Origin of the sequence: Bacillus sp. SD075 (assembly GCF_017355165.1) — a bacterium.
Taxonomy (GTDB): domain Bacteria; phylum Bacillota; class Bacilli; order Bacillales; family DSM-1321; genus Peribacillus.
Genome location: NZ_JADILK010000006.1, coordinates 52,198 through 75,701, shown reverse-complemented (window position 1 = coordinate 75,701; position 23,504 = coordinate 52,198). Strand labels below are relative to the sequence as shown.

Genomic DNA, 23,504 nt, shown 5'->3' with positions numbered 1-23,504 from the left:
AAAAAATTTGTATCGCTACATATGTTGCAAAAAACTACAGTTTTATGAGTTCTGCTTTGATCCACGGATGTAAGGTTCACTTAATAGAATTCATCATAGAGCTATTTTTATATAAAGTTTGCCGATTTTGAGTTGTTGGCACACTACTTGCAATATATTATCAATAACAGCAAAAATATGACTATCATATTTGTACATAAATCGCTGTTTCATTCATTTACTTACGAAGGGAGAGTTTTATTTGGCCAAATCTCAAATTCTTGCCATTGATGCCGGCGGTACAATGACAGACACATTTATTATTGATTCAAAAGGGGATTTTGTTGTAGGAAAGGCACAGACTACTCCACTAGATGAACATATTGGACTATTAAACTCTGCTAAAGACGCTTTGAGCCAATGGGATGTGAAAATGGAGGAGGAATTCCCTAACTTACTTGCAGGTGTTTATTCCGGAACTGCGATGCTTAACCGCCTTGTTTCACGGGTAGGGCGTCGTGTTGGATTAGTGGTTAATAAAGGGATGGAGGATAACCATCGAATGGGCCGTGGGCTTCAGTCATTCCTCGGCTATTCCTATTCAGACAAAATCCATATTAATACACATCACTTTGATCCGCCTCTTGTTCCAAGAAAGTGGACAGTTGGAGTAACAGAAAGGGTGGATCTTTTTGGAAGCGTTGTCATTCCTCTTTACGAGCACGAAATTGAACCAGCTATCCAAAAACTGATTGATGAGGATGTAGAAGCGATTGTCATCAGCCTACTTCACTCCTATAAATACCCTGCTAATGAAAGGAAAATTCGCGATATTGCAGAACAGATCGTAGCAAAAGCAAATAAAGACATTAAAATTTTTGCCACCGTAGATTATTATCCAGTACGAAAAGAATCCCACCGAACCAATACAACGATTGTCGAGGCATATGCTGCAGAACCTTCACGTAAAACATTAGAAAACATTGATACAGCATTAAGGGAAGCAGGAACCAATTTTGACCTGCGGATTATGGCCAGTCACGGTGGCACAATCAGTATAAAAGCAAATGAATTAGCAAGAACCTGCGTTTCGGGTCCGATCGGGGGAATGGTTGGAGCCAAATACTTAGCAGAACAGCTTGGATTGAAAAATGTCGCATGTTCCGATATTGGCGGAACAAGCTTTGATATTGGTCTGATTACGCAAGGGGAATTAGCGATTAATGCAAGTCCTGATATGGCTCGCCTTGTCCTGTCGTTGCCGCTTGTTTCTATGGATACAACCGGTGCGGGTACTGGGAGCTTTGTTCGAATTGATCCTAACTATGGAAATATTACTCTAGGACCAGACAGTGCGGGATCCCGCGTCGGTGTATGTAACCCTCATGGTGGTCTTGATACGGTTACCGTTTCTGATTGTCACGTCGTACTTGGTCTAATCAATCCAGATAATTTCATTGGCGGAATCATTAAGCTTTCAAAGGAAAAGGCTTATGAAGCTGTTAAAACACAAATTGCCGATCCACTTGGGTTATCGGTTGAGGATGCCGCATATGGGGTAATCGAACTATTAGAATCACAGCTTCGAAACTACCTTGAATCTATGATTCTAGGAAAAGGATATTCACCTTCACAATATGTTTGCTTCTCGTACGGTGGTGGAGGTCCGTTGCACACGGCGGGATACACGAAGGGGCTAGGATTTGAAGACGTTTTGATCCCTGCTTGGGCAGCTGGATTCTCAGCATTTGGTTGTGGGGCAGCTGATTTTGAATATCGTTATGACAAAACATTGGATCTAAATGTCGATGACAGGCCAGAGGATAACGATATCATCTTAGCGGGTAGAGTGTTACAGGCAGCATGGGATGAATTAAAGAAAAAGGTGACAGAGGAATTTAAGAAAAATGATTATGCACCAGAAGAAGTTGATTTCCGTCTTCTTTACCGGATGCAATATCAGGGTCAATTAAATGACCTCGAAATCGAGGCTCCCATTTCTTCTTTTAAATCTATTGATGATTGGGAGAATCTTGTAAAGACCTTCGAAGAGACCTATGCACGGGTCTATGCAAAATCAGCTCTTTCTCCAGAGCTTGGCTATTCCATCACAGGTGCCATTGTTCGGGGTGTTGTTGAAGTAGCAAAACCCCAAATTCCTAAGGAACCGTTATCTGGTGAAACGCCACCTTTCGAAGCCTTTCTAGGACTTCGTGAAATTTATTGGAAAGGGGAGTCTCTTCAAGCAAAAATTTATGAAATGGAAAAATTGTTACCAGGTAACCGAATTCATGATTTTTCAATTATTGAATCAACAGCCACCACATTGGTCGTTCCGATTGGGTTTGAGGCATATCTCGATGAAAATCGTATTTTCCATCTAAAGGAGATCAAGTAAAGGGTTGAATTTTAAAAACTTAAGGGGGTACCGAATTTGGTGAAAATAATTACGGACGTTCAACAAAAGAAAAATACGATTGGCTGGGATGGGAAAACGCTAAAGGAAATGCGAAAGGAAATAGATGAAATTAGTAAAGAAACAGGTCATTATGCTGGTTTAACGACGCTTCCATTTAAGGAAAGCGAACCGATTCGTTTTGAAAAAATCTATTCCAAGCTTCGCGGCGGAGTCGTTCATGCAAGGGAAACGGCAAAAAAGGTAGCTGCGTCGCCAATTGTTGAGCAGGAAGGCGAATTATGCTTTAGTTTGTACACACCTGAAGCCGATTCGATTGTGACATCAACCGGGATTATTATCCATGTAGGCACAATGGGTGCTGCGATTAAATTTATGATTAAAAACGATTACGAGGATAATCCTGGTATTGCCGATAAAGATATCTTCTGTAATAACGATAACCATGTAGGAAATGTCCATACATGTGATGTTCATACACTGGTCCCGATTTTCTGGGAAGGTGAAGTGATAGGCTGGGCTGGCGGTGTAACACATGTAATTGATACGGGAGCATCTGCACCAGGAAGTATGCCAATGGGCCCGGTCCAACGATATGATGATGGATATCAAGTAACCTGTCGGAAAATTGGGCAAAATGACGTGTTATCGAAAGACTGGCTGCTTGAAAGCACAAGGTCAGTACGTGCGGTTAAATACTGGACATTGGATGAAAAAACGCGTATCGCTGGATGTCATATGATCCGTGACCTTGTATTAGATGTGATCAAGGAAGAGGGCGTCGACGCTTATAAACAATTTATGCGTGAAATTATTGAGGATGGACGCAGAGGCTTTGTAAATCAGGTGAAAACCATGTTAATTCCGGGGAAATACCGTCAAGCTTCATTTGTAGATGTCCCTTTTAAAGATTTGGATCTCCCATCATTTGCCAAGCTTAATACGATTATTCATACACCATCCGAAATCACGGTTCATAAAGATGCCAAGTTTGAAATTGACTTTGAAGGGGCAAATCGCTGGGGCTGGCACCCATTCAATGCAACACCTGTTTCGATCACGAGCGGAATATGGGTCATGCTTTCACAAACGCTTGTACCAAATGACCGGATTAATGATGGTGCCTATTACGCAAGTAAATTTGGAATTCCATATGGATCCTGGTTTAACCCAGACGATATTCGTTCAGCCCATTCCAATACATGGCATGCGCTGGTAGCAGCATGGTCTCCGCTTTGGCGCGGATTGAGCCGTTCTTACTTTGGACGCGGTTATTTAGAGGAAGTAAACGCTGGAAATGCACATACATCTAACTGGCTGATGGGCGGAGGATATGATCAATACGGTCAATTATCTGCCATGAATAGCTTTGAAACCTCAGCTTGTGGGGTTGGAGCAAGTGCTGTTCAAGATGGAATTAGCCATTCTGCGGCTCTTTGGAATCCAGAGGGAGACATGGGGGACATGGAAATTTGGGAATTGCTTGAACCGCTCATCTTTTTAGGAAGGCAAGTTTTACCTGGATCAGGAGGGTCTGGCAAATACCGCGGAGGGAATGGCTGGCAGTCGCTCCGTTTAGGATGGGGGGCAGAAGAATGGACCATGTTTGTGGCTGGCTCTGGAGTAATGGCGACAGACTGCGGACTAATGGGAGGGTATCCAGCATCTGCAGGGTATCGATTCCAGGCGAATAAAACAAACATCAAGGAACGTATTGAGAAGGGTCTCCCAATCCCTTTAGGCGGAGATGTGGATCCAGACAATCCAACTTATGAGGAAAATATGGATGCTGAGGTTGTATACCGTGACAGACAGGCGGTATCTACACAAGAACAATTTGGTGATTACGATGTGATTATGAACTACCTTCGTGGGGGTCCGGGATTTGGCGATCCGCTTGAAAGGGATCCTAAGCTTGTTGTAAACGATTTGAATGAAAAGTATATCCTTCTTCGTTATGCTGAACAAGTATATGGGTGTATCTTTACGGAAGAAAATGAAGATTTTACGGTTGATTTACAAGCGACTGAACAAAAACGCAAGCAAATTCGCAAGGAACGTTTAGATCGCAGTTTGCCAACAAAAGAGTGGATGGAAGGCGAAAGAACGAAGATTTTGAATGAGGATGCTGCGATACAGGTTAAACATATGTATGCACAAAGCTTTGCTTTAAGTGAAAAGTTTACAAATGAATTCAAAAGTTTCTGGAGCATTCCTGAAGAATGGATGATCTATGAAGATGATTTAGGTGTACCTACGCTAGGGGCACGTATCAACAGATTCAAAAAAAAGAAAAAATAAAAAGATGAGACAAAGAGGTGAAGAAAATGGCAAAATATGATAAGAAAAGAATTGGCGAGTTAATTGATGGAACATTAGAGTTTTATCAGTTGAAAGATATGATGACAGGCCATAAAGACCCTGAGCGTTTTGAAATTTATAGGGAAGTGTTGCAAGATCGTGTGAGCTGGGATGATCCGATCCTGCTTCCATATGGATTGCATCTATATATTGTGCAAAAAGCAAATGGAGCTCGTATGGTCAAATGCGACTGTGGTCATGAATTCTGTGATTATAAAGATAATTGGAAGCTATATGCGCGCATTTTTGTGAGGGACACAGAGGAGAAAATGAATGAAATTTATCCTAAATTAATGTCTCCAGATACAGAGTGGCAGGTGATTCGCGAATATTATTGCCCAAGTTGTGCAACACAGCTGGAGGTTGAAGCAGTCCCTCCATGGTATCCGATTATTCTCGATTTCGAACCAGATATCGATACTTTCTATAATGAGTGGATCAAGAAACCATTGCCAACAGTTTAATAGTTTTCAAGCGGCGTTCCCCCGGAATCGTCGCTTTTTTTATGATCGAGTTGAGTGACCAGTGAGACGATTCCGAAAGATGGAGAAATTTTGGTTTTGGTGCAAAAAACTTCAAAATATCTGCAAGTATACTCTCAAGCTTGGACGTACTGATACTATTTCTCTAAAAAAAGGACGTGATCAGTCTATCCAAAATCAGAAAGAATTCATCCATCAAATGTTTGGGATTGCAGCATAAGATACGATTCCGCTAGGAATAAATGCGCTTTATTCTCTTTTGCTTTATCTTTGCACCAGAACCCAAAAGAGAGACTATCTCTAATTCCTAATTAAACGAACTGAAAAGTCTCTCTGTCATTATAATTTTTTCAAGATACTCCTGGCATTATTTTTATATCATGATCATGGCTGCACTAGTCTAAAGCCTGCTTGAGATTCTTTCTCTGGCGAATTTAATTTTATTTTCCAAGTTCCTGGTTCATTAAATACCTCTCATACTCAGAACTATCGATTCATATGAAGTAGAAAAATTAGTGTGTTTTTTGACGACTTTCTTCTATTATATATTCCCCAAACACATCTGATTTCCACAAATGAATCGCATGGCGTTCTTTTTCAAAAATCTTTTCCAAATAAATTTCTGTAGTGGAAAGCTGCTCATGCCCAAGACTCTTCATAATTTGATAGACATCTACTCCATGTAAGTGATAAATAATTGCAAAAGCATGTCTAAATGTATGAGGATCAATGGAAGAAGTACGAAACTTCAAAAAAGGTAATCCACTCTCTTTAATAACTTTTGTTAAGTGTTGGGATAAATGGGAGGGAGAGTATGCACGGCCGGTATTGGTCGTAAAGAGAGGGTCGTCTCCGTCTGCAGTTTTAATATAGTCAACGCCTCTTGCTGAACGGAACATTCGAAAACTATTCATTCCTTTTTCTTTCAGAGGTATTTGACTGCGTTTATTTCCTTTACCTAGTACATCTAAAGAATATGTGCCGCTAATGGAATCATATTGAAGATCCTTGACTCGGAGTCTTGTAAATTCCACATTATGCATGCCTGTCATCGTTAGAATGTGAATGATTGAAAAAGCAATGGAGTGGTGGGTTTCGCGGAAGTAATCGAGCAGTTGAATCACTTCCTTTCGTTCCAAATCACGTTTGGGTCGATCATCTTTGCGAACATTGATTTTAAAGAGACCCTCATGATTGGGTTCATTGATATAACCTGTTTTGAACAGGAAAGTCAAAAAACTCTTGATGATAGTCGTTTTTCTCGATAACGTAGCAACCGAATAAGCTCCTTTTGTCAAGACATAAGGTCTTTTCTCCGATAACCATTCTTGATACCTTCGAATGTGCCGTGTAGAAAAAGATTTAAAGGGGGAACCGTCTATAATGTTTTCCACACCGAAATGTATTTCTATCGAATAAGTAAGTAATTGTTCAATAAATTGGATAAGTTCTCGCTCATAGGCTTGTACGGTAGGGCGGACTTCATGCTGCTGCTGTAAATGCACTCCCCGATGAAGAAACCACTGTAGTATTTCCATATCGTTAAAATCTAAAATAAAGAAAGAACTAGAAGGGAAATATAGAATTGAATTTCACCCTCTACAATGACAAGAATGTATGCAAATAAAAATTATTAACTCCATTTGACTAAAGGGTGCTTTACTTCAATATGAGAGTTGCTAAGGAATGTAAGCGCAACTGTAAGCGCAACTGACGCTAAGAGACATGGGAGGATACGTCATCATAAGTTCGCAGAGATCCATTGTGCATTTGATTGGTAATAAACACCATAATTTCAGTTATCTGTTTGAAAGTGAGAGATTAAAATTTTTCCCCTTGATTCACCGAGTTGTGCAAACCGTTGATACATCAATGTTTATAGAGGGAGGATAGTTGAATAAGGATAAAATTTTAGATATTTCCACAAACTAAAGTGAATAACACTTTAAGGGGAAATAGAATGATTAAAAATGAATTGCAAGAATGCTTTCAAGAAAATATTAGCAATATAAAGAATACATTTCATCATACATCTGACCTTATCGTTAGAAAAATAAAAGCGGGCTACAAAAGTTCTTTCGAAATCAACATTGTCTATTTGGATGGAATTATTGATACAGACCGAATACAGGAATATGTTGTCAAACCATTATTAGAGCCGTTCAAGACTGTAAAGTTTAATGAAGCACTTATTGATCAAATTGTCGAAAGAATGATTGAAGCAGCTGATGTGAAAACCACAAATCATTACAAAGACTTAATAGAAGCTATCGTACAAGGAAATACCATTATATTGATTAATGGGTATAGAAAAGGAATTATCATACCATCAGCCAATTGGAAGGAAAGAAGCCTTGAAGAATCACTAGGAGAACGGTCACCAAAGGGACCAGTTATTGGGCTAACAGAACAAATGAAAACAAATATTAATTTGTTAAGAGGTACAATAAAAACTCCCGATTTCTGTGTGGAGGCAATGGAATTTGGGTCAATCTCCAAAACAGCAGTTTCGATAGTATTTATAGAAGGTATTGTTGATAAAGGCATTTTAATAGAAGTACGAAAGAGGCTAAAAAGTCTGAAAATAAAGTATGTACTAAATTCAAACGTTGTGGAAGATGTATTGGAAGGAAAACCAAGAACAATTTTCAATTTAGCAAGAACTTCAGGACGAATTGATGGAGTTGTATCTTCATTATATGAAGGAAGAGTAGCAATAATAGTAGATGGTTTCCCTCATGCTATCATTGCACCCACACTTTTTATGGATTTATTACAGGCACCAGATGAATATCACGTAAAAGCGGGTAGGTTTACAAATCGAATAATAAGAATGATTTGCTTTTTCTTAGCTGTATACTTACCTGGTGTTTATATTGCGATAGCAAATTTTCATAAAGAAGATTTAACTAACAAAATTTCAAAGGCCCTTATATCCAAAAGTGAGTTATTACCAACCTTTTGGGAAATTGCCCTTCTATTATTTATCATAAGAATATTATTAGATGCTTCATATCGTATTCCGAAAAGTTCAGTGATTTTGCTTTCCTTAATCGGAACAATCGTAATAGGCGAAACAGCTGTCACGGCAAACCTAATTCATCCACTTAGTCTCATAATAGTAGGTATAACAACCATTTCTAGTTTTCTACTCGCTAACAGAGGAATGCTTGCTGCTGAAAATACTTTAAGACCTCTTTTTTTGATTACTGCTTATTTTTTTGGATTTAACGGATTAATCATCGCTGCAACAATTCAAATAATTTACATGGTAAACCTTAAATCATTAGGTGTTCCCTATCTTTCTCCTTTGATTCCGTTTAGGATACAGGAATTGAAAGATACAATCTATAGGGGAGATTTACAGACACTAATTAATAGCAAACATACTTATCCTGAGGATGATGATTAATTTTTTTGTTATTATGGTCACAATTTGCAAAGAACACTAAAACTTCTAGCTTCGGTTCCAGGTTTAGGAGATGTAACAATAGTTGATTTACTTTCAAGAGTGGGGAGTTTTCTAACTATAGGAATCCGCGCCAATTCATTAAACTAGCGGGATTAACATTACGTGAAAACTCCTCTGGTCAACATAAGGGGCAAAAACATATCTCCAAACGAGGATGAAAGAGACTTAGATATATTCTTTTCAAAGTAATAGTACCACTTATTCGTCATAACGAAGCGTTTAACCAGCTTCATGAATCCTATACAACGCGCCAACAAAATCCTTTACGCGGAAAGCAGTCAATGGTGGTCACATAGTGGAGGGTGAGGGTGAATCCAATTAATTCCATTGGAGGTAGCGAAGCGTACGCTTAAGTTGGTAATAAACACTAAAATTTCAATTCCCTGTTTAAAAGTGAGAGGTTAAAAATATTTTTCTTAATTCACCGAGTTGTGCAAACCGTTGATACATCAATGTTTATAGAGGGAGGGTAGTTTACTAAGACATAACTAATGAAATTAGTTAAAGAATAAGGAGTAAACAGAAATATGAGGTGAATCTTGATGGCTAAGCGATATTTAATCTTATTAGGATTTTTTTTATTAGCCTATACTCCTATGCAAGCAGTTAAAGCAGAATCGGTTTCAAAAGTGGAAGGATGGTATGGAACAACAGAGGATATTTTTGGAGATATTGTGTTTCCAACTCTAGATAAGAAAATTGAAAAAGAGTATGGACGTAATTTGGGTTGGCAATGGCAAAGAATTGTTGGCATAAATTACAATGAAAATCATTCTTACGATGTCGATATAAAAATTCAAGTCACCTCCGAACGTAATGAACCATTGAATTATGTAGATGACCAAGTTAAATTAAGAATATTTCCATCCTGTGACAGTGAAAAGCTTAATCAACTGAAATGTAATCATGGTTTTAAGATAGAAATATTAGATTACAAACATTTGTCTCAATAAGAATTTCGAGCAGCTATTAAAGGGAGATTTTTTTCTTTAACGAATGTGTGCGTTAGTGAGGTCAGGGGCTGTCATTTGGTGGCATTTTTGGCTTGATGAACTAACGGGAACGTTAGCTACATGGAAAGTACCAATAATTTGTAAAATAAAAAGGAGGATTATTACAAAACCTTTAGTAAGGAGTTGTTTTTGGAAGGAGGAAAAAGATTAGACATATGTTTTCATTACGTGGAGATGCTCATAAAATTTATCTTCAATTAAAAAAGGTCTCATACAAAGACCGATCTTTTAAATGTATGAAGAAACTTAAAGAAGTGGAAGAAATTCAAAATTTTTATAGTTCGATTGATAGCGATACGTTAAAAAAAATTTATTATTGTATGATAAAAGAGAAGAACGGATCGGGAATCATTCCTATTATAATATCCTCTGGACCTTGGCTTTTTTTTCTGTTTTCAAAACAATTACAAGATTTCCTTTTCAAAGATGGGAGTTTGCTTTGGGTTGTCTTTGTCTTAACTTATATTTCCATTCTCGCCATAAGTGTATTTCTTCATTTTCATGAAAAATCATGGGCTTTTGTTCATATTGAAATCATTCAAGAAATTTTACATGAACGAAAAGTGATAAGTGAAAAACCCTTAGGTGAGAACTTATAACGGATGCCTTCAATGGGGAGTTTGGCGAGAAAAACATATACTTTCGCACTGTTTCCATGTGTATTTTTCAGCGCGAAATATTACAGCAAAAAAAAGACATCGACACCAATGCTCTTTTACATATGAAATAGTGATTATTTTTACATATTAAACCTTAATCCCATTTACTCTTTCATCCATTTCGTAAGTCTCAGATGTTTTTTTTATAAGGGCGCGATTCTTTAATAGGTATCGCTTTTCTTAATGAACTCCCTCAGTTAAATTGATAATGCTCACGAATAAGCAAACTTCCGTTAAATAACAATGTAAATTACGCTGCTAGTTGTTAAAGGGGGAAGACCATTTACGGTTTATGAGCAGAGCCTTTACGAGCAATCGCTACTAGGACACGGGCGAGTTTTCCACAAAGTTTCATGATGGATTTCATTTTTTAAATCTTATTCACTATAATTATTCGAGTGTAGGCTTTAAACTCGGGGTGATTCATCACCAGACTCATGATCTTCCACGTTTGGAAAGAACAATTTGGCCTTTCCACTTTCCAGAGCTTGCCTCAGCGAGATGAAATCCTGCATACCCGAATCTCGCTTCCTAAGAAGAGGGATATTCTTTTTCTGAAATCCCACCCTTTTATCCTATAATTCAACAATATTGGAAGATGATGAGTGCGATGAGGATGAGTCTATGAAAGCTTATGCGCGTTATTTTTTTATTTATGCAGGTTATTATACATCCATGATTTATCAAGCTTTGTTCTGTTCTCCACTATAAAAAGTGCATAAGAGAGAGAAATAGCTTTTATGCACTTTTATAGTATCAATTATAAGTTGTTTGGGGTTCGTTTTTTAATTAGGTTTATTTCATGAGAACATATTAAATAGCTAGAATATATCTGGTATATATTCTTCTGAAAAATCATTTATGCCTTTACAAATACGGTTTTAATAGAAGTGAAAAACTCAATTGCAGCTTCTCCTTGCTCACGAGAGTGGGAGCTGGATTGTTTCATTCCCCCGAATGGGGCTTGCAGTTCAACTCCTGCAGATTCAGCATTAATACGTACGAGACCAGCATCCATCTCATTAATAAAAGAAAGCATGTGACCAATATTTTTAGTGAAAATAGAAGCACTTAGTCCAAATTTCACGTCGTTTGCAATTTGTAATGCTTCTTCTAAAGTCTCAACTTTGATAAGGGCAAGCACTGGTCCGAAAATTTCCTCTTGGGCAATAGACATGCTATTACTTACATTTTCAAAGACAGTAGGTTCCATAAAGAATCCATTGACTAGTTCATCTTCCTCCATACGTTTACCGCCATAAATCAATGACGCGCCCTCTTCAATTCCTTTCTTTACGTAAGAAAGTACTGTATTCAACTGGTTCTCACTTGCACATGGCCCCATCCATACATCTTCTTTTAAACCATTCCCAATTTTTATTTCCTTTATCTTTTCAATAAGTTTATTTTTGAACTGCTCGTAAACTTCACTTTGTACGATTACACGACTTGTAGCGGTACATTTCTGTCCCGTAGAACGGAGGCCTCCACTAATAGTTGCTTCTACTGCCTCTTCTAAATCGGCATCAGTGGCTACAATGACAGGATTCTTCCCACCCATTTCTAACTGATATTTAGCACCACGCTTTAGAGCTCCTAGTCCAATTAATTTACCAACCGCATCAGATCCTGTGAATGTAATTCCATTAATATCCGGGTGATTAGTAATCGCTTGACCAATGACAGACCCAGGGCCTGTTACCATATTAATAGCCCCCATTGGAAGCCCTGCCTCGTCAAAGCATTCTATTACTTTGGCTGCGGTTACTGCGGCTTCTTGGGCTGGTTTAAGAATAACAGTATTTCCATATATGAGGGCCGGCGCTATTTTCCAGATGGGGATTGCCACTGGGAAATTCCAAGGTGTGATAACACCTACAACTCCAAGGGGAGTACGAGTAGTGAACATCAGTGCTTCTGAATCCGACGAAGGAATCACATCACCTATTTTTCTCATCCCTTCTCCTGCATAATAACGAAGGATAGCGACACCTCTAGCTGTTTCCCCTTTTGCTTCCAGAAATGTTTTTCCCATTTCACGAGTCATCGTTTCCGCAATTTCATCAATACGTTGCTCGAGTGCATTCGCGACCTTATACAAATACTCTCCACGGGCAGCACCAGATAGCTTCCTCCAGAAAACTTGTGCTTCCTTCGCAGCAAGAACAGCGTAATCTAAATCTTCTTTTTCAGACTGTTGTACATAACCGATGATTTCATGACGATTGGCTGGATTGATACTAGTATCAACCTTTTGAATAGAAGCAGTTACCCATTTACCATTGATATAGTTTAAATACGTTTTTACGTCAGTTTTTACGTTCATCTTATATAACCCCCATATTCCTTGAAATAGTTGCTTAATCCTGAAACATTGAATGCCAAAGTCTTTATTGTAGTTCAGTTTATTGAGTATTTGGAGAACTCTCATTAAACTAGTGTTATTCTAAGAATTCAATGAGTATTTTTCTGCATGATTAGTCTGTTATCGGATTTACTCAAACTAATATGTGTTTTGGTAACTTTACACTATTTTTCAAGACACCTATATTAGAGACTTCAATTTCAATTTCATCGCCATCTAATAAGGTAAAGTCATTTGGTGGAATTATACATGTACCAGTCAATAATACAGTACCGTCAAAAATTTCATTATCGCGTATGAGAAAAGATATTAATTCATCAAATTTTCTTTTTAACTGGCTAGTATTCGCTTTTCCCTCTACTTTAAGCTCGTCATTGCGATAGATTCGACATGTGATGTCAAAATTGTAGGGATCTTCCACGGAATCTGCAAGGAGAATTGCCGGTCCAATGGAACAAGAATTTTTCCACATTTTTGCTTGTGGTAGATAAAGAGGATTCTCTCCTTCAATGTCACGACAACTCATATCATTTCCAATCGTATATCCAAGGATTTCACCATCTCGATTAATCACAATGCCCACTTCTGGCTCAGGAATTTGCCAATTGGAATCACTGCGTATATAAACTTCCTGCCCTGGACCAACCGTACGGGCAGCCGTAGACTTAAAGAAAATTTCTGGACGTTCAGCCTGATATATCTTGTCATAGAAAGTAGTTGCATCAAGGTTTCCACCTGTTGCTTCATAGTTACGTGCATCGCGACTACGCTCATATGTAACACCGGAAGCCCATACTTCTTCAGCTACGATAGGAACAAGTAACGATAAATCTTCTACAGAGTATGGAATGGGCTTTGACTTGGAAATGGTAAATTCTACATAAGAGAGTGGAGAAACATTTTGTTCATTTGCCTGTTGGATTAATTCAATCAATCCATCTTGAGGAAGAGGGTATACTTTTCCCTCATTTGTAACAGCTGCTAGAGTTGCTTTTGAATGCTCATTTAAATATCGGATAATACGCATAAAAATAGCCTCCTAATGTTTTATATTATAAAACTAAGTTTTTATATATAGACAAAAGAGAAGGGAACCACCTCTATGAAATTGGTATCCCATTTCCCATTTGTTCTGATAATTGGAAAGCTGCCTGTTTCAGTTGTTCAATAAAAATTTCTAGCTGAGCCTCATCTATACGAGCTATAAGTGTAGAAAGGCTAATAGCGGCAATAACTTTATTCTCATGATTACGAATAGGTGCTGCAATACAGCGAACACCTGGCTCGTTTTCCTGATTATCAACTGCGTACCCTTGAGATTGAACTTGTTGGAGCTCACGCAAAAATTCAGATTCACCTGTAATGGTACATTCAGTTTGTTTATAATAGACATATTCATTTAGAATTTTTTTAATTTCTTCCTGATCTTTAAAAGCTATTAAAGCTTTACCAACAGCGGAGCAGTGAAGTGGAATTCGTTTCCCTATTTTTGAATAAAGAATAACAGCCATAGGACCTTCAACTTTATCAATATAAACTCCTTCTTTGCCGTCTAGTATAACCAGGTGGGCTGTCTGTCCAGTTTTTACCGATAAATCCATTAAGTATTTTTTTGAAAAATCTCTAACGTCTAAAGACTGAATGACATAGTTTCCTCTTTCAAAGAGCTTCATTCCCAATCCATACTTCCCATTCTCAGGATTTTGACTGATATAGCCATGATTTAAAAGCGTTTTCAATAAAGAATGAACCGTGCTTTTATGAAGTCCTAACTGATTACTTATATCTGTTATTTTCAATTCTGCTGTATGTTCGTCAAACAAATCAAGAATACGAAGAGCACGATCTACTGATTGAATAACAGGCATGAATTTCACCTACTTGTTTTAAATTATAAAACTCGTTTTTACTATTACAAACATTCTTGCAATTCAAATATAATACTAGTTTTTTTAAAATGTCAAGAAACATATGAATATATGGATATCTTTTTTCAAAAGAAAAATTTTAAAGAATTCATTTATTATTCTATAAGGCGAAGTCATTAAGTCATACATTTATCTACGTAAGATTTATAAGAGTTAATATATTGTACAAAAACAAGTATTTTTTTAGAATTATACCTTCTATTTTTAAAACAATTAGATTCCTTACGTATAAATGAGAACGTTTTTTGTAAATAACATGAAATCTTACTCTATAATCGGCTCCTGAAAGTTGATTGACTTTTCAGAAAAAATGTGATTATTTTAAATGGCAACCAAAGTTTAATATTAATAAACATAGTTTTATAATATAAAACTAAAGGAGGGGGGGGATAGTGAGTATTCACAGATAACAGTCCTATGAAAATTCAAATCCAGATGATAAAAATCGAAATAGCAATATGCAAGCATGATGCTATAAATTAAGATGAAAATTTGCAGATTATTATGTCAGCTACATAAAAAATATTTCTTTTTTTGAAATGAAAAAATCTTATTAACGGAGGATTACATATGTCATTGCAATCGATATTTGGCGAAGAGGATGTATCTTTTTACAAAGTTCAAACTCATTCAAAAGGGGCAGATGGTTCACTTCCACTTACATCAGAAATGTTGCTAGATTCACCAAGTGGTGACCTTTTTGGATTATCTCAAAATGTTGGAATGGGATGGGCACCTTCAAACCTCCTTGGAAAACAAGTTCTAATCCTCGGTACTCAAGGTGGAATTAGGAATCATGATGGTACGCCCATTGCATTAGGCTATCATACTGGCCATTGGGAAATAGGCTTATTAATGAAGGCGTCAGCTGAAGAGATTAGTAGACAAGGAGGGGTTCCTTTTGCAGGATTCGTAAGTGATCCATGTGATGGTCGTTCTCAGGGAACTACCGGTATGTTTGATTCACTTCCTTTTCGAAACGATGCAGCTATAGTTTATCGAAGATTAATTCGATCATTGCCTACGCGTCGTGCAGTTATTGGGGTAGCTACATGTGATAAAGGTCTTCCAGCCATGATGGTAGCTCTAGCATCCATGCACAACTTGCCAACCATCATTGTCCCTGGAGGTGTTACTCTTCCACCTACAAATGGAGAAGACGCAGGAAAGATTCAAACAATTGGGGCAAGATACGCTAACAACGAAATTACTTTACAAGAAGCAGCTGATCTCGGATGTCGTGCTTGTGCTACACCAGGTGGGGGATGTCAATTTCTTGGTACAGCAGGCACCTCCCAAGTAGTTGCTGAGGCCATTGGAATGGCTATACCTCACTCGGCCCTAGCCCCTTCAGGTCAGCCAATATGGATGGAGATGGCTAAGCAATCAGCGCGTGCAGCTTTAGAATTGGAGAAGAAAAAGATATATACCAAAGATATTGTTACGGATAAAGCAATAGAAAATGCTATGGTGATTCACGCAGCTTTCGGAGGTTCAACAAATTTATTACTTCATATCCCAGCAATTGCTCATGCAGCTAATTGTAAGATACCCACAGTTGAAGATTGGACTAGAATCAATAAGAAAGTTCCTCGCTTAGTCGATGTACTGCCAAATGGTCCTGTTGGTCACACAACTGTTAAGGTATTCCTAGCAGGTGCGGTTCCAGAGGTTATGCTTCATCTAAGAAAATTGGGTGTCCTGCATGAAGATGTACTAACCGTTACCGGAGAAACCCTTGGTGCAAACCTTGATTGGTGGGAAAAATCAGAAAGACGTGCAATGATGAAAAAACAATTGTTAGAAATTGATGGAATCAATCCTGAAGATATTATCATGGATCCAGTCAAAGCAAAAGAAAAAGGTCTAACTTCTACTGTTACATTCCCGAAAGGAAATATTGCTCCTGAAGGATCAGTAATAAAATCAACCTCCATTGATTCATCTGTGGTAGGAGAAGACGGAGTGTATCGGCATACAGGAAAAGCTAAAGTCTTTACTTCAGAAAAGACAGCAATAAAAGCTATTAAAACAGGAGGCATTGAAGCAGGAGATATAATGGTTGTTATGGGCGGTGGCCCTTCAGGAACCGGGATGGAGGAAACATATCAACTAACATCGGCATTAAAACATTTGTCTTTTGGCAAACATGTCTCCCTGATTACAGATGCGCGTTTTTCGGGTGTTTCTACTGGCGCGTGTATTGGACATATTGGACCTGAGGCATTGGCTGGGGGTGCAATTGGGAAATTGCGTGATGGAGACGTTATTGAAATCATTGTTGACCGCAATCAGTTAGTGGGTTCCGTTAATTTTGTTGGAACTGAGAATGAAAGACTTTCTTTAGAAAAGGCAACTAAAGTCTTGAAAGAACGTGACCTTCATCCAGACCTCAAACCGGATCCTGGTCTTCCAGATGATACTCGTTTATGGGCTGCGCTTCAATCAGTAAGTGGAGGAACTTGGCGCGGAAATATCTATGATACAGAACGAATTATTGAAGTTCTAAATGCGGGAGTAAAAGCATTGGGTGAAGAAAAAACACTAGTTCAAAATTAACCTATAATTGCACAGCTTTAAAGCACATTTAAGACTTTACTGTTTAAACTTCATCGTTTATTCTCCCATTTTATTAAAGAGTAGTGCACGCTAAATTTTGTAATAGTTTAAAATGAAAGCGATTACCATATTTCGTTTTTTCAAATAACTACACTTTATGACTTGTAAAAAAATAGCATAAGCATCCTAGAGTTACTTACTAATTAAAATATAGGTTCGGTATTTTGTAAGTTGAGCAAATAGTAATATTTTAATTATTTTTTTGGAGGTTTATTATGCCATTACTTATCGTAGCGATTGGGATTATCCTGTTGCTAATTTTGATTACTGGATTCAAATTAAATACATTTGTTTCACTAATTATTGTATCTTTTATTGTATCCTTAGCACTAGGAATGCCGCTTGAAAATGTTGTTGCATCAATTGAAGGTGGATTAGGAGGTACACTTGGTCATATAGCTTTAATATTTGGACTTGGTGCAATGCTTGGTAGGTTAATTGCTGATGCAGGGGGGGCCCAGCGTATTGCAATGACCTTAATTAATAAATTTGGAGAAAAAAGAATTCAGTGGGCTGTTGTAGTTGCTTCGTTTATTGTGGGGATAGCACTATTTTTCGAAGTAGGGTTAGTTTTATTAATTCCAATTGTATTTTCAATTGCGAAAGAATTAAGAGTTTCTATTTTGCACCTAGGTATTCCCATGGCTGCAGCCTTATTGGCAACTCATAGTTTCTTACCCCCACATCCAGGGCCAACAGTAATAGCTGGTGAATATGGTGCAGATATTGGATTAGTTTTACTTTACGGTATCATTGTCGCAATACCAACCGTCATTATAGCAGGCCCACTATATACTAAGGTGGCTAAAAAAGTTGTACCTGATGCATTCAACAAAACAGGTAATATAGCTTCTTTAGGCGAACAAAAAACATTCCAACTTGAAGAAACACCAGCTTTCGGTATAAGTGTATTGACTGCAATGTTCCCCGTTTTATTAATGGCTATATCTACAATTGTTGATATGATTCAAAAATCAGTAGGATTTCAAGGTAATGCATTATTAGAAATTGTTCGTCTTATAGGAAACCCTTCGTCTGCAATGTTGATATCTCTATTGCTTGCATTCTATACAATGGGAATAGCAAGAAATATACCAATAAAAGTAGTGATGGATTCTTGTACATCATCAGTTGCAGCTATTGGTATGATGCTATTAATTATTGGAGGTGGGGGTGCTTTCAAGCAAGTACTAATTGATGGTGGTGTGGGGGATTATGTAGCAGAATTATTTACAGGAACTTCGATGTCACCTATCATACTTGCTTGGTTAGTTGCTGCGATTTTACGGATATCTTTAGGATCAGCAACAGTTGCTGCTATGTCAACTGCAGGTTTAGTTATTCCAATGTTGGCTCAATACGATGCTAATTTAGCCTTAGTAACTCTTGCAACTGGGGCAGGCAGCTCTATTTTTTCGCATGTTAATGATGCAGGATTTTGGATGATTAAAGAATATTTTGGGTTAAGCATGAAGGAAACATTTTCAACATGGACAATACTTTCCACTATTACTTCTGTAGCAGGATTAGGGTTTATTTTATTATTAGATGCATCCTTAATTATCTCGGGAGCAGTAATAATTCTCATTAGTTTAGTAGCAATATATTTCAGTATGTTTGACCGATCTAAGGCTAATAACGCTTTGGGGGATATAAAGGCATAAAACCTTCTGGAAAACAGGGGACGGTTTGAGACCAGTGATACAGTCTATTTAAATAAGAAATGGAAGTTGATCACCTACTATTGTGTAGATAATCAACTTTTATTTTTTTATAATGTATTGATGAAAATGTCTGTTGCAACTCCTTCAACAATCTTTAACGTAGCTGTACAAAAGATAGAAACAGGAAGACCACAATAATGTAAGTCGGGGGAAGGATTGCTCGTGATGATTGAAGAACAGCGAAATAAGTTTATAAAGCTTTTCCAACAAGATCTGCTCGATTAAGCAATGGATTAATGACAGGATCTTCAGGTGCCATTTCTAAGAAGTATTTAAACGACATATCATATTTTGATCGTTCTACTACATCCACATCAAAAAGATTTTAATAATAAATACTTAAACATGCGAATTGGCGAAACGGCATTGCGACCATTATCAAGGCAATATTTATTTTTTAATTCTTCTAAAATAAATGAAAAATCAACGAGTTCATTGATCCGACGAAGCATATTGTCTTTTGGGGCAACGAAATCGTAAATTGCCATAAATGGACTAAGATTGAGAGATGCTTGATTTGAAATCATTTTGATACCACCTATATACTTTAATATCCTTAGTATAAAACATAAAAGAGACGGAAAGCTCGAGCTTTTCGTCTCCTTTATGTAAATTGACTTTTTCAGTTCCCTCGGCGAAAGCCGAGGGGGCTCCTGGACCGTCCGCGGAAAGCGAGTGCCTTCCGTTCCAATCAACGTCCAAATTGTACAAGCCATAAAAAACGGTAGTTTTTAGTGACTATCGTTTTTTCATTTCATTTCTTTTTGCTTTCTAAAAAATAAAAGGGTACTTAATGCATTAAGTAAATCAAGCCCCCTAGAGAAGCAGGGATCTTTTCAAATCTGTCGTTTCAATTAATTTCCATCTTTTAATGGTTATCTTCTTCTGCTGGATTTGCATTCCGTCCATTCAATTTTGGATTTAAAGGTAAAAGAGTCATTCACCTACGACAGAACTTTTGCATTGTTTTCCCAAACAACAATACCGTCTAAAATGGTTGCTAGAACTGGAATGTCCTTTATCTCTTCTAAAGGGCAAGTTAGTGGATCCTTGGCCAATACAGCAAAGTCAGCTTTTTTGCCTACTTCTATTGTTCCTTTTTCATTCTCTTCAAAGTTTAGTTCGGCTCCATAAATAGTCATTGATTTTAGCGCTGTTAACACATCAATTTTTTGATTTTCTCCTAAAACACTCCCGTTCCTTGTCATTCGGTTCACGGCTGCCCAAACAGAAAATAGCGGTGAGATTGGTGTGATTGGACAATCGGAATGCAGTGTAAACAATAAATCTAGATCAACCGCTTCGGCTAATGGATTTATCCTTGCAGCGCGCTCTTCTCCTAAAAATATATCGCGATGTCGGTCTCCCCAATAATAAACGTGATTAATAAAAAAAGAAGCAGCAATTCCCAATTCCTTCATGGTCTGCAAGTCATTAAAGTTTGCTGTCTGAACGTGTTCGATTCGGTGGCGATGATCGTCTCTAGGACTGTCCTTTATAGCTCCTCCCAGAGCTTTAATATTAGATTCAATCGCTCGGTCGCCATTGCCATGTATGGCGATACGGAAGCCTTTGTTATGCAAATCTAATATTTCTTCATTGAAGGCTTCTTGTTCGTTTAATAGTTCACCATATTCAGAGCTGTTGTTGGAATAAGGCTCCCTAAGCGCGGCTGTATATCCTTGAATGGAACCATCCTGGAAATGTTTGACGCTATCAAGCCGAATGTGGTTATCTGACCTTTTTTGGAGTTCGTTTTGTAGTTGTTCGAATGTGTAATGAGCAAACGGACCATCTTCACGTAACAGATGATTCATAATCATCAATCGCATTTTTAGTGGGTTTTTACCTGAATTGACCGCATCTAAATGAGCCTCAAGTTCGAATAGCCCTTTATCCAACCCTACTCCGGCGTCTGTGCAAGTAGTTATCCCTTGAGATAAATAAACTTTTGCTCCTTTAGCGATATTATCGATACTTTCTTCTTTGGTTGGGATAGGTAAAAAAGGATTAATCATTTCCAGTGCGGGGATTTCATGAACCACTCCATCCAGTTTGCCTTCCTCATCTCTCCCAAAAAAGCCGCCGGCAGGGTCTAAAGTAGCTTCTGTAATTCCAGCAATCTCTAGTGCTTTAGAGTTTACAGTAGCGAAGTGTCCAGAGATATGCCTAATATAGACAGGGTTGTTTGGTGCCACTTTATCCAAATCAGATCTCATTGGATGCCTTTTTTCTTCCAATAATGTATCATCGTATCCCCAGCCCATGATCCATTGACCTGGATCAGTTTGGCTAGACTTTTCACGTACTTTTTGTGAAATGTCTTCAATATTTTTATTTTCAGGCGAACGGCAATCGATAAAATTCAACATTTCCCCATACATTAATAAATGGCTATGTGTATCAATGAAGCCTGGTAGAAGGGTCGCTCCGTTTAAATCAATTACTTGTGTATCGGAATTAACTGTATATCCTGATGTATCTGGTTCTGCTACAGAAAAAATTTTCGCAATTTCTCCATTTGATACAATTAGTGATTTTGCAATAGTGTTGCTTTCATCCAAAGTTACGATATTTCCATTCTTTATAATCAGATCAAGTTTCATATTTTAATGACTCCTTTAGAATAATATTGGGTTGTTAAAGAACTGTATATCCCTTGACGAATTTCAGCATTTGTAAAATAAATAACCAAGTAGAGCTGAAACTCCACGGCTGACTTGAATAAGTAGAAATGTTAACTGATGGCTAGATTAACTTCCATTGGCTGCATGTTGTTTCAACCTTAGGGGGAGGGGAGGAGGCCCCTAAGGTTGAAACCCATGCCTTGGAAGAAGTCAACCTGCGTTCATGATAAGAAGGACTAATGGGATGTCTTTACTTCCTCTTGAATTTGCTTTAAAATAGCTGATTTATAATCCAGAAATTCAAATGTTGTAATTACATCAATTGTTCGAGGTCTAGGAAGTTCAATCGTATACTCTTTTTTAATAAGACCAGGATTTCGCGACATCACGCCGATTCGATCACCAATAAAGATGGCTTCATCAATATCATGGGTGATGAAGAGGATGGTTGTATGGAATTGCTCCCACACATTCATCACTAATTCCTGCATTAAGGACCTAGTTTGAGCATCTAGGGCAGCAAAAGGCTCGTCCATAAGCAAAACGGTCGGATCATTGACTAAAGCCCTTGCAATCGCAGCGCGTTGCTGCATCCCTCCAGACAGTTCGTGTGGATAATGGTTTTCAAATCCCTTCAATCCAACTGCCTCAATGAATTTAGAAGACTTTTCTTTCAGTTCATTAGGTGGGGATTTTTTCATTCTTAGGCCAAATACGACATTTTCAAATACCGTTAACCAAGGAAATAGATTAGGAGTTTGGAATACAACCGCTCGATCTGGCCCAATACTTTTTACAGTTTCTTGATTTACTGTAACTATGCCTCTTGTTGGACTTTCAAATCCCGCAAGCAATTTAAGTATGGTACTTTTCCCGCAGCCACTCGGACCTAAGAGGCAATAGATTTCCCCTTTCTTTATTGTTAAATCAATATCATGGAGAACATGAGTCTGTTTACGATCTGAAGTAAAGATCATATCGATATTTTGCATGATAATTTGCGATGGCATAATTCTCCCCCTTTTTATTTCCCGCTCCAATGACAGCTTTTCTTTTCAATGATGGAAATGATATTTTCAAGGATTAATCCAATTAATCCAATAAGAACTATGCCGACATAAACAACAGGCATTCTAAAGAATGTAGCAGCATCCATGATCATATAGCCTAGCCCTTCTTGTGCAGCCATTAATTCCGCAGCCACTACAATCGCCCAACTGACGGCTAATCCAGCTTTTAATCCCGTCATAATTGATGGCAGGGTGGCTGGAAAGATAACTTTGCTAAATAGTTGAATCCGATTTGCCCCAAGGTTTTTAGCTGCCTGGATAAGACCATTCGGGATCGTCTTAACACCGCTAAACGTATTTAAGACGATGTACAAAAAGGCTGACATGAAAATAAGCATAACCCTTGCGACTTCACCAATTCCAAACCACATGATAAACAGTGGTAAGAAGGCAATTGCTGGTATCGGGCGGATAACGGCGAATACTGGGCTTAATATGGCTGAAACATATTTATTCATACCCATCCATAACCCGATTGGGATAGCTAGCAATATGGCTAATACGTATCCCCCGATCGTACGGAAAAGACTTGCAACAATATGAGTGGTTAAGTTGGTTCCTACGTATCCATCAGTAAATAATTCCCCCATAGTGGTAACAATTTTCCCTGGAGAAGTGAGATACTTCTCTCCTACGGCTAAGGAAACCATCCACCACAAGAGAAGCATAACCATAGGTGTACAAATGCTTACGATTCGTTCTGGTGACAATTTACGCCTTTTCACTTTTATTGGGATTACAGAATTAGGCTGGACTGTCGTTCGGCTCATCTTATTAGATCACTCCCAT

At 37.9% G+C, this 23,504-nt stretch carries 15 protein-coding genes and 3 pseudogenes; 9 read left to right on the top strand and 9 right to left on the bottom strand.

Going from position 1 to position 23,504, the window contains the following annotated elements; translation table 11 throughout:
* Positions 1-241: 241 nt before the first annotated feature.
* Genes IOC57_RS06860 through IOC57_RS06850 form a run of 3 tightly spaced genes read left to right on the top strand, consistent with a single transcriptional unit; the run spans position 242 to position 5,220 of the window.
* The gene (locus IOC57_RS06860; protein WP_207438012.1) at positions 242-2,377 is read left to right on the top strand and encodes a hydantoinase/oxoprolinase family protein; all 2,136 of its coding nucleotides are present in this window, start codon (positions 242-244) and stop codon (positions 2,375-2,377) included.
* A gap of 36 nt (positions 2,378-2,413) precedes the next feature.
* Positions 2,414-4,696 carry a hydantoinase B/oxoprolinase family protein gene (locus IOC57_RS06855; RefSeq protein WP_286184587.1) on the top strand — a complete coding sequence of 761 codons (2,283 nt, stop codon included), beginning with the start codon at positions 2,414-2,416 and terminating at the stop codon, positions 4,694-4,696.
* Positions 4,697-4,722: 26 nt separating this feature from the next.
* The gene (locus tag IOC57_RS06850; RefSeq protein ID WP_207438011.1) at positions 4,723-5,220 is read left to right on the top strand and encodes an acetone carboxylase subunit gamma; all 498 of its coding nucleotides are present in this window, start codon (positions 4,723-4,725) and stop codon (positions 5,218-5,220) included.
* 530 nt (positions 5,221-5,750) lie between these two features.
* On the opposite strand, the gene IOC57_RS06845 is transcribed toward IOC57_RS06850, so the two are convergent.
* Positions 5,751-6,776 carry a tyrosine-type recombinase/integrase gene (locus tag IOC57_RS06845; RefSeq protein ID WP_207438010.1) on the bottom strand — a complete coding sequence of 342 codons (1,026 nt, stop codon included), beginning with the start codon at positions 6,774-6,776 and terminating at the stop codon, positions 5,751-5,753.
* A 422-nt stretch (positions 6,777-7,198) separates the two neighbouring features.
* On the opposite strand from IOC57_RS06845, the gene IOC57_RS06840 reads away from it, so the two are divergent.
* The 4 genes and pseudogenes from IOC57_RS06840 to IOC57_RS06825 all read left to right on the top strand — a co-directional run bounded on the left by IOC57_RS06840 (position 7,199) and on the right by IOC57_RS06825 (position 10,322).
* Positions 7,199-8,650, top strand: coding sequence for a spore germination protein (locus IOC57_RS06840; RefSeq protein ID WP_207438009.1), 1,452 nt, complete (start codon positions 7,199-7,201; stop codon positions 8,648-8,650).
* Between the two features lie 45 nt (positions 8,651-8,695).
* A pseudogene (locus IOC57_RS06835) lies at positions 8,696-9,006 on the top strand (transposase); the annotation flags it as partial.
* 246 nt (positions 9,007-9,252) lie between these two features.
* A complete protein-coding gene (locus IOC57_RS06830; RefSeq protein WP_207438008.1) occupies positions 9,253-9,663 on the top strand; it encodes a DUF3888 domain-containing protein in 411 nt (136 codons plus the stop codon).
* A gap of 215 nt (positions 9,664-9,878) precedes the next feature.
* Positions 9,879-10,322 (top strand): hypothetical protein, encoded by a 444-nt coding sequence (locus IOC57_RS06825; RefSeq protein ID WP_207438007.1) that lies wholly within the window; start codon positions 9,879-9,881, stop codon positions 10,320-10,322.
* A 343-nt stretch (positions 10,323-10,665) separates the two neighbouring features.
* On the opposite strand, the pseudogene IOC57_RS25760 reads toward IOC57_RS06825, so the two are convergent.
* The 4 genes and pseudogenes from IOC57_RS25760 to IOC57_RS06810 all read right to left on the bottom strand — a co-directional run.
* Positions 10,666-10,898: pseudogene (locus IOC57_RS25760) on the bottom strand (IS110 family RNA-guided transposase); the annotation flags it as partial.
* Between the two features lie 343 nt (positions 10,899-11,241).
* A complete protein-coding gene (gucD, locus tag IOC57_RS06820; RefSeq protein ID WP_207438006.1) occupies positions 11,242-12,708 on the bottom strand; it encodes an alpha-ketoglutaric semialdehyde dehydrogenase GucD in 1,467 nt (488 codons plus the stop codon).
* A gap of 172 nt (positions 12,709-12,880) precedes the next feature.
* Entirely contained in the window at positions 12,881-13,774 is an 894-nt protein-coding gene (locus IOC57_RS06815; protein WP_207438005.1) for a fumarylacetoacetate hydrolase family protein, read from the bottom strand.
* Between the two features lie 73 nt (positions 13,775-13,847).
* Complete coding sequence (locus IOC57_RS06810; protein WP_207438004.1) at positions 13,848-14,615, bottom strand: IclR family transcriptional regulator; 768 nt, start codon at positions 14,613-14,615, stop codon at positions 13,848-13,850.
* A gap of 630 nt (positions 14,616-15,245) precedes the next feature.
* Here IOC57_RS06810 and IOC57_RS06805 point away from each other — a divergent pair.
* Both IOC57_RS06805 and IOC57_RS06800 read left to right on the top strand, forming a co-directional pair.
* Entirely contained in the window at positions 15,246-17,234 is a 1,989-nt protein-coding gene (locus IOC57_RS06805) for a YjhG/YagF family D-xylonate dehydratase (protein ID WP_207438003.1), read from the top strand.
* Positions 17,235-17,509: 275 nt separating this feature from the next.
* The gene (locus IOC57_RS06800) at positions 17,510-18,958 is read left to right on the top strand and encodes a GntP family permease (RefSeq protein WP_207438002.1); all 1,449 of its coding nucleotides are present in this window, start codon (positions 17,510-17,512) and stop codon (positions 18,956-18,958) included.
* A gap of 289 nt (positions 18,959-19,247) precedes the next feature.
* On the opposite strand, the pseudogene IOC57_RS06795 reads toward IOC57_RS06800, so the two are convergent.
* The 4 genes and pseudogenes from IOC57_RS06795 to IOC57_RS06780 form a co-directional block, all read right to left on the bottom strand.
* Positions 19,248-19,545, bottom strand: a pseudogene (locus IOC57_RS06795) (transposase); the annotation flags it as partial.
* A gap of 417 nt (positions 19,546-19,962) precedes the next feature.
* The gene (locus IOC57_RS06790) at positions 19,963-21,624 is read right to left on the bottom strand and encodes an amidohydrolase (protein WP_207438001.1); all 1,662 of its coding nucleotides are present in this window, start codon (positions 21,622-21,624) and stop codon (positions 19,963-19,965) included.
* A 257-nt stretch (positions 21,625-21,881) separates the two neighbouring features.
* Complete coding sequence (locus tag IOC57_RS06785) at positions 21,882-22,655, bottom strand: ABC transporter ATP-binding protein (RefSeq protein ID WP_207438000.1); 774 nt, start codon at positions 22,653-22,655, stop codon at positions 21,882-21,884.
* Between the two features lie 14 nt (positions 22,656-22,669).
* Complete coding sequence (locus IOC57_RS06780; protein WP_207437999.1) at positions 22,670-23,485, bottom strand: ABC transporter permease; 816 nt, start codon at positions 23,483-23,485, stop codon at positions 22,670-22,672.
* Positions 23,486-23,504: the final 19 nt, after the last annotated feature.

Bases quoted from the DNA above. Each gene is read 5' to 3' on its own strand.
- IOC57_RS06815 (WP_207438005.1), bottom strand. From the start codon at position 13,774: ATGCGTATTATCCGATATTTAAATGAGCATTCAAAAGCAACTCTAGCA.
- IOC57_RS06830 (WP_207438008.1), top strand. From the start codon at position 9,253: ATGGCTAAGCGATATTTAATCTTATTAGGATTTTTTTTATTAGCCTAT.
- IOC57_RS06840 (WP_207438009.1), top strand. From the start codon at position 7,199: ATGATTAAAAATGAATTGCAAGAATGCTTTCAAGAAAATATTAGCAAT.
- IOC57_RS06805 (WP_207438003.1), top strand. From the start codon at position 15,246: ATGTCATTGCAATCGATATTTGGCGAAGAGGATGTATCTTTTTACAAA.
- IOC57_RS06780 (WP_207437999.1), bottom strand. From the start codon at position 23,485: ATGAGCCGAACGACAGTCCAGCCTAATTCTGTAATCCCAATAAAAGTG.
- gucD (WP_207438006.1), bottom strand. From the start codon at position 12,708: ATGAACGTAAAAACTGACGTAAAAACGTATTTAAACTATATCAATGGT.
- IOC57_RS06845 (WP_207438010.1), bottom strand. From the start codon at position 6,776: ATGGAAATACTACAGTGGTTTCTTCATCGGGGAGTGCATTTACAGCAG.
- IOC57_RS06785 (WP_207438000.1), bottom strand. From the start codon at position 22,655: ATGCCATCGCAAATTATCATGCAAAATATCGATATGATCTTTACTTCA.
- IOC57_RS06800 (WP_207438002.1), top strand. From the start codon at position 17,510: ATGCCATTACTTATCGTAGCGATTGGGATTATCCTGTTGCTAATTTTG.
- IOC57_RS06850 (WP_207438011.1), top strand. From the start codon at position 4,723: ATGGCAAAATATGATAAGAAAAGAATTGGCGAGTTAATTGATGGAACA.
- IOC57_RS06825 (WP_207438007.1), top strand. From the start codon at position 9,879: ATGTTTTCATTACGTGGAGATGCTCATAAAATTTATCTTCAATTAAAA.
- IOC57_RS06810 (WP_207438004.1), bottom strand. From the start codon at position 14,615: ATGCCTGTTATTCAATCAGTAGATCGTGCTCTTCGTATTCTTGATTTG.
- IOC57_RS06790 (WP_207438001.1), bottom strand. From the start codon at position 21,624: ATGAAACTTGATCTGATTATAAAGAATGGAAATATCGTAACTTTGGAT.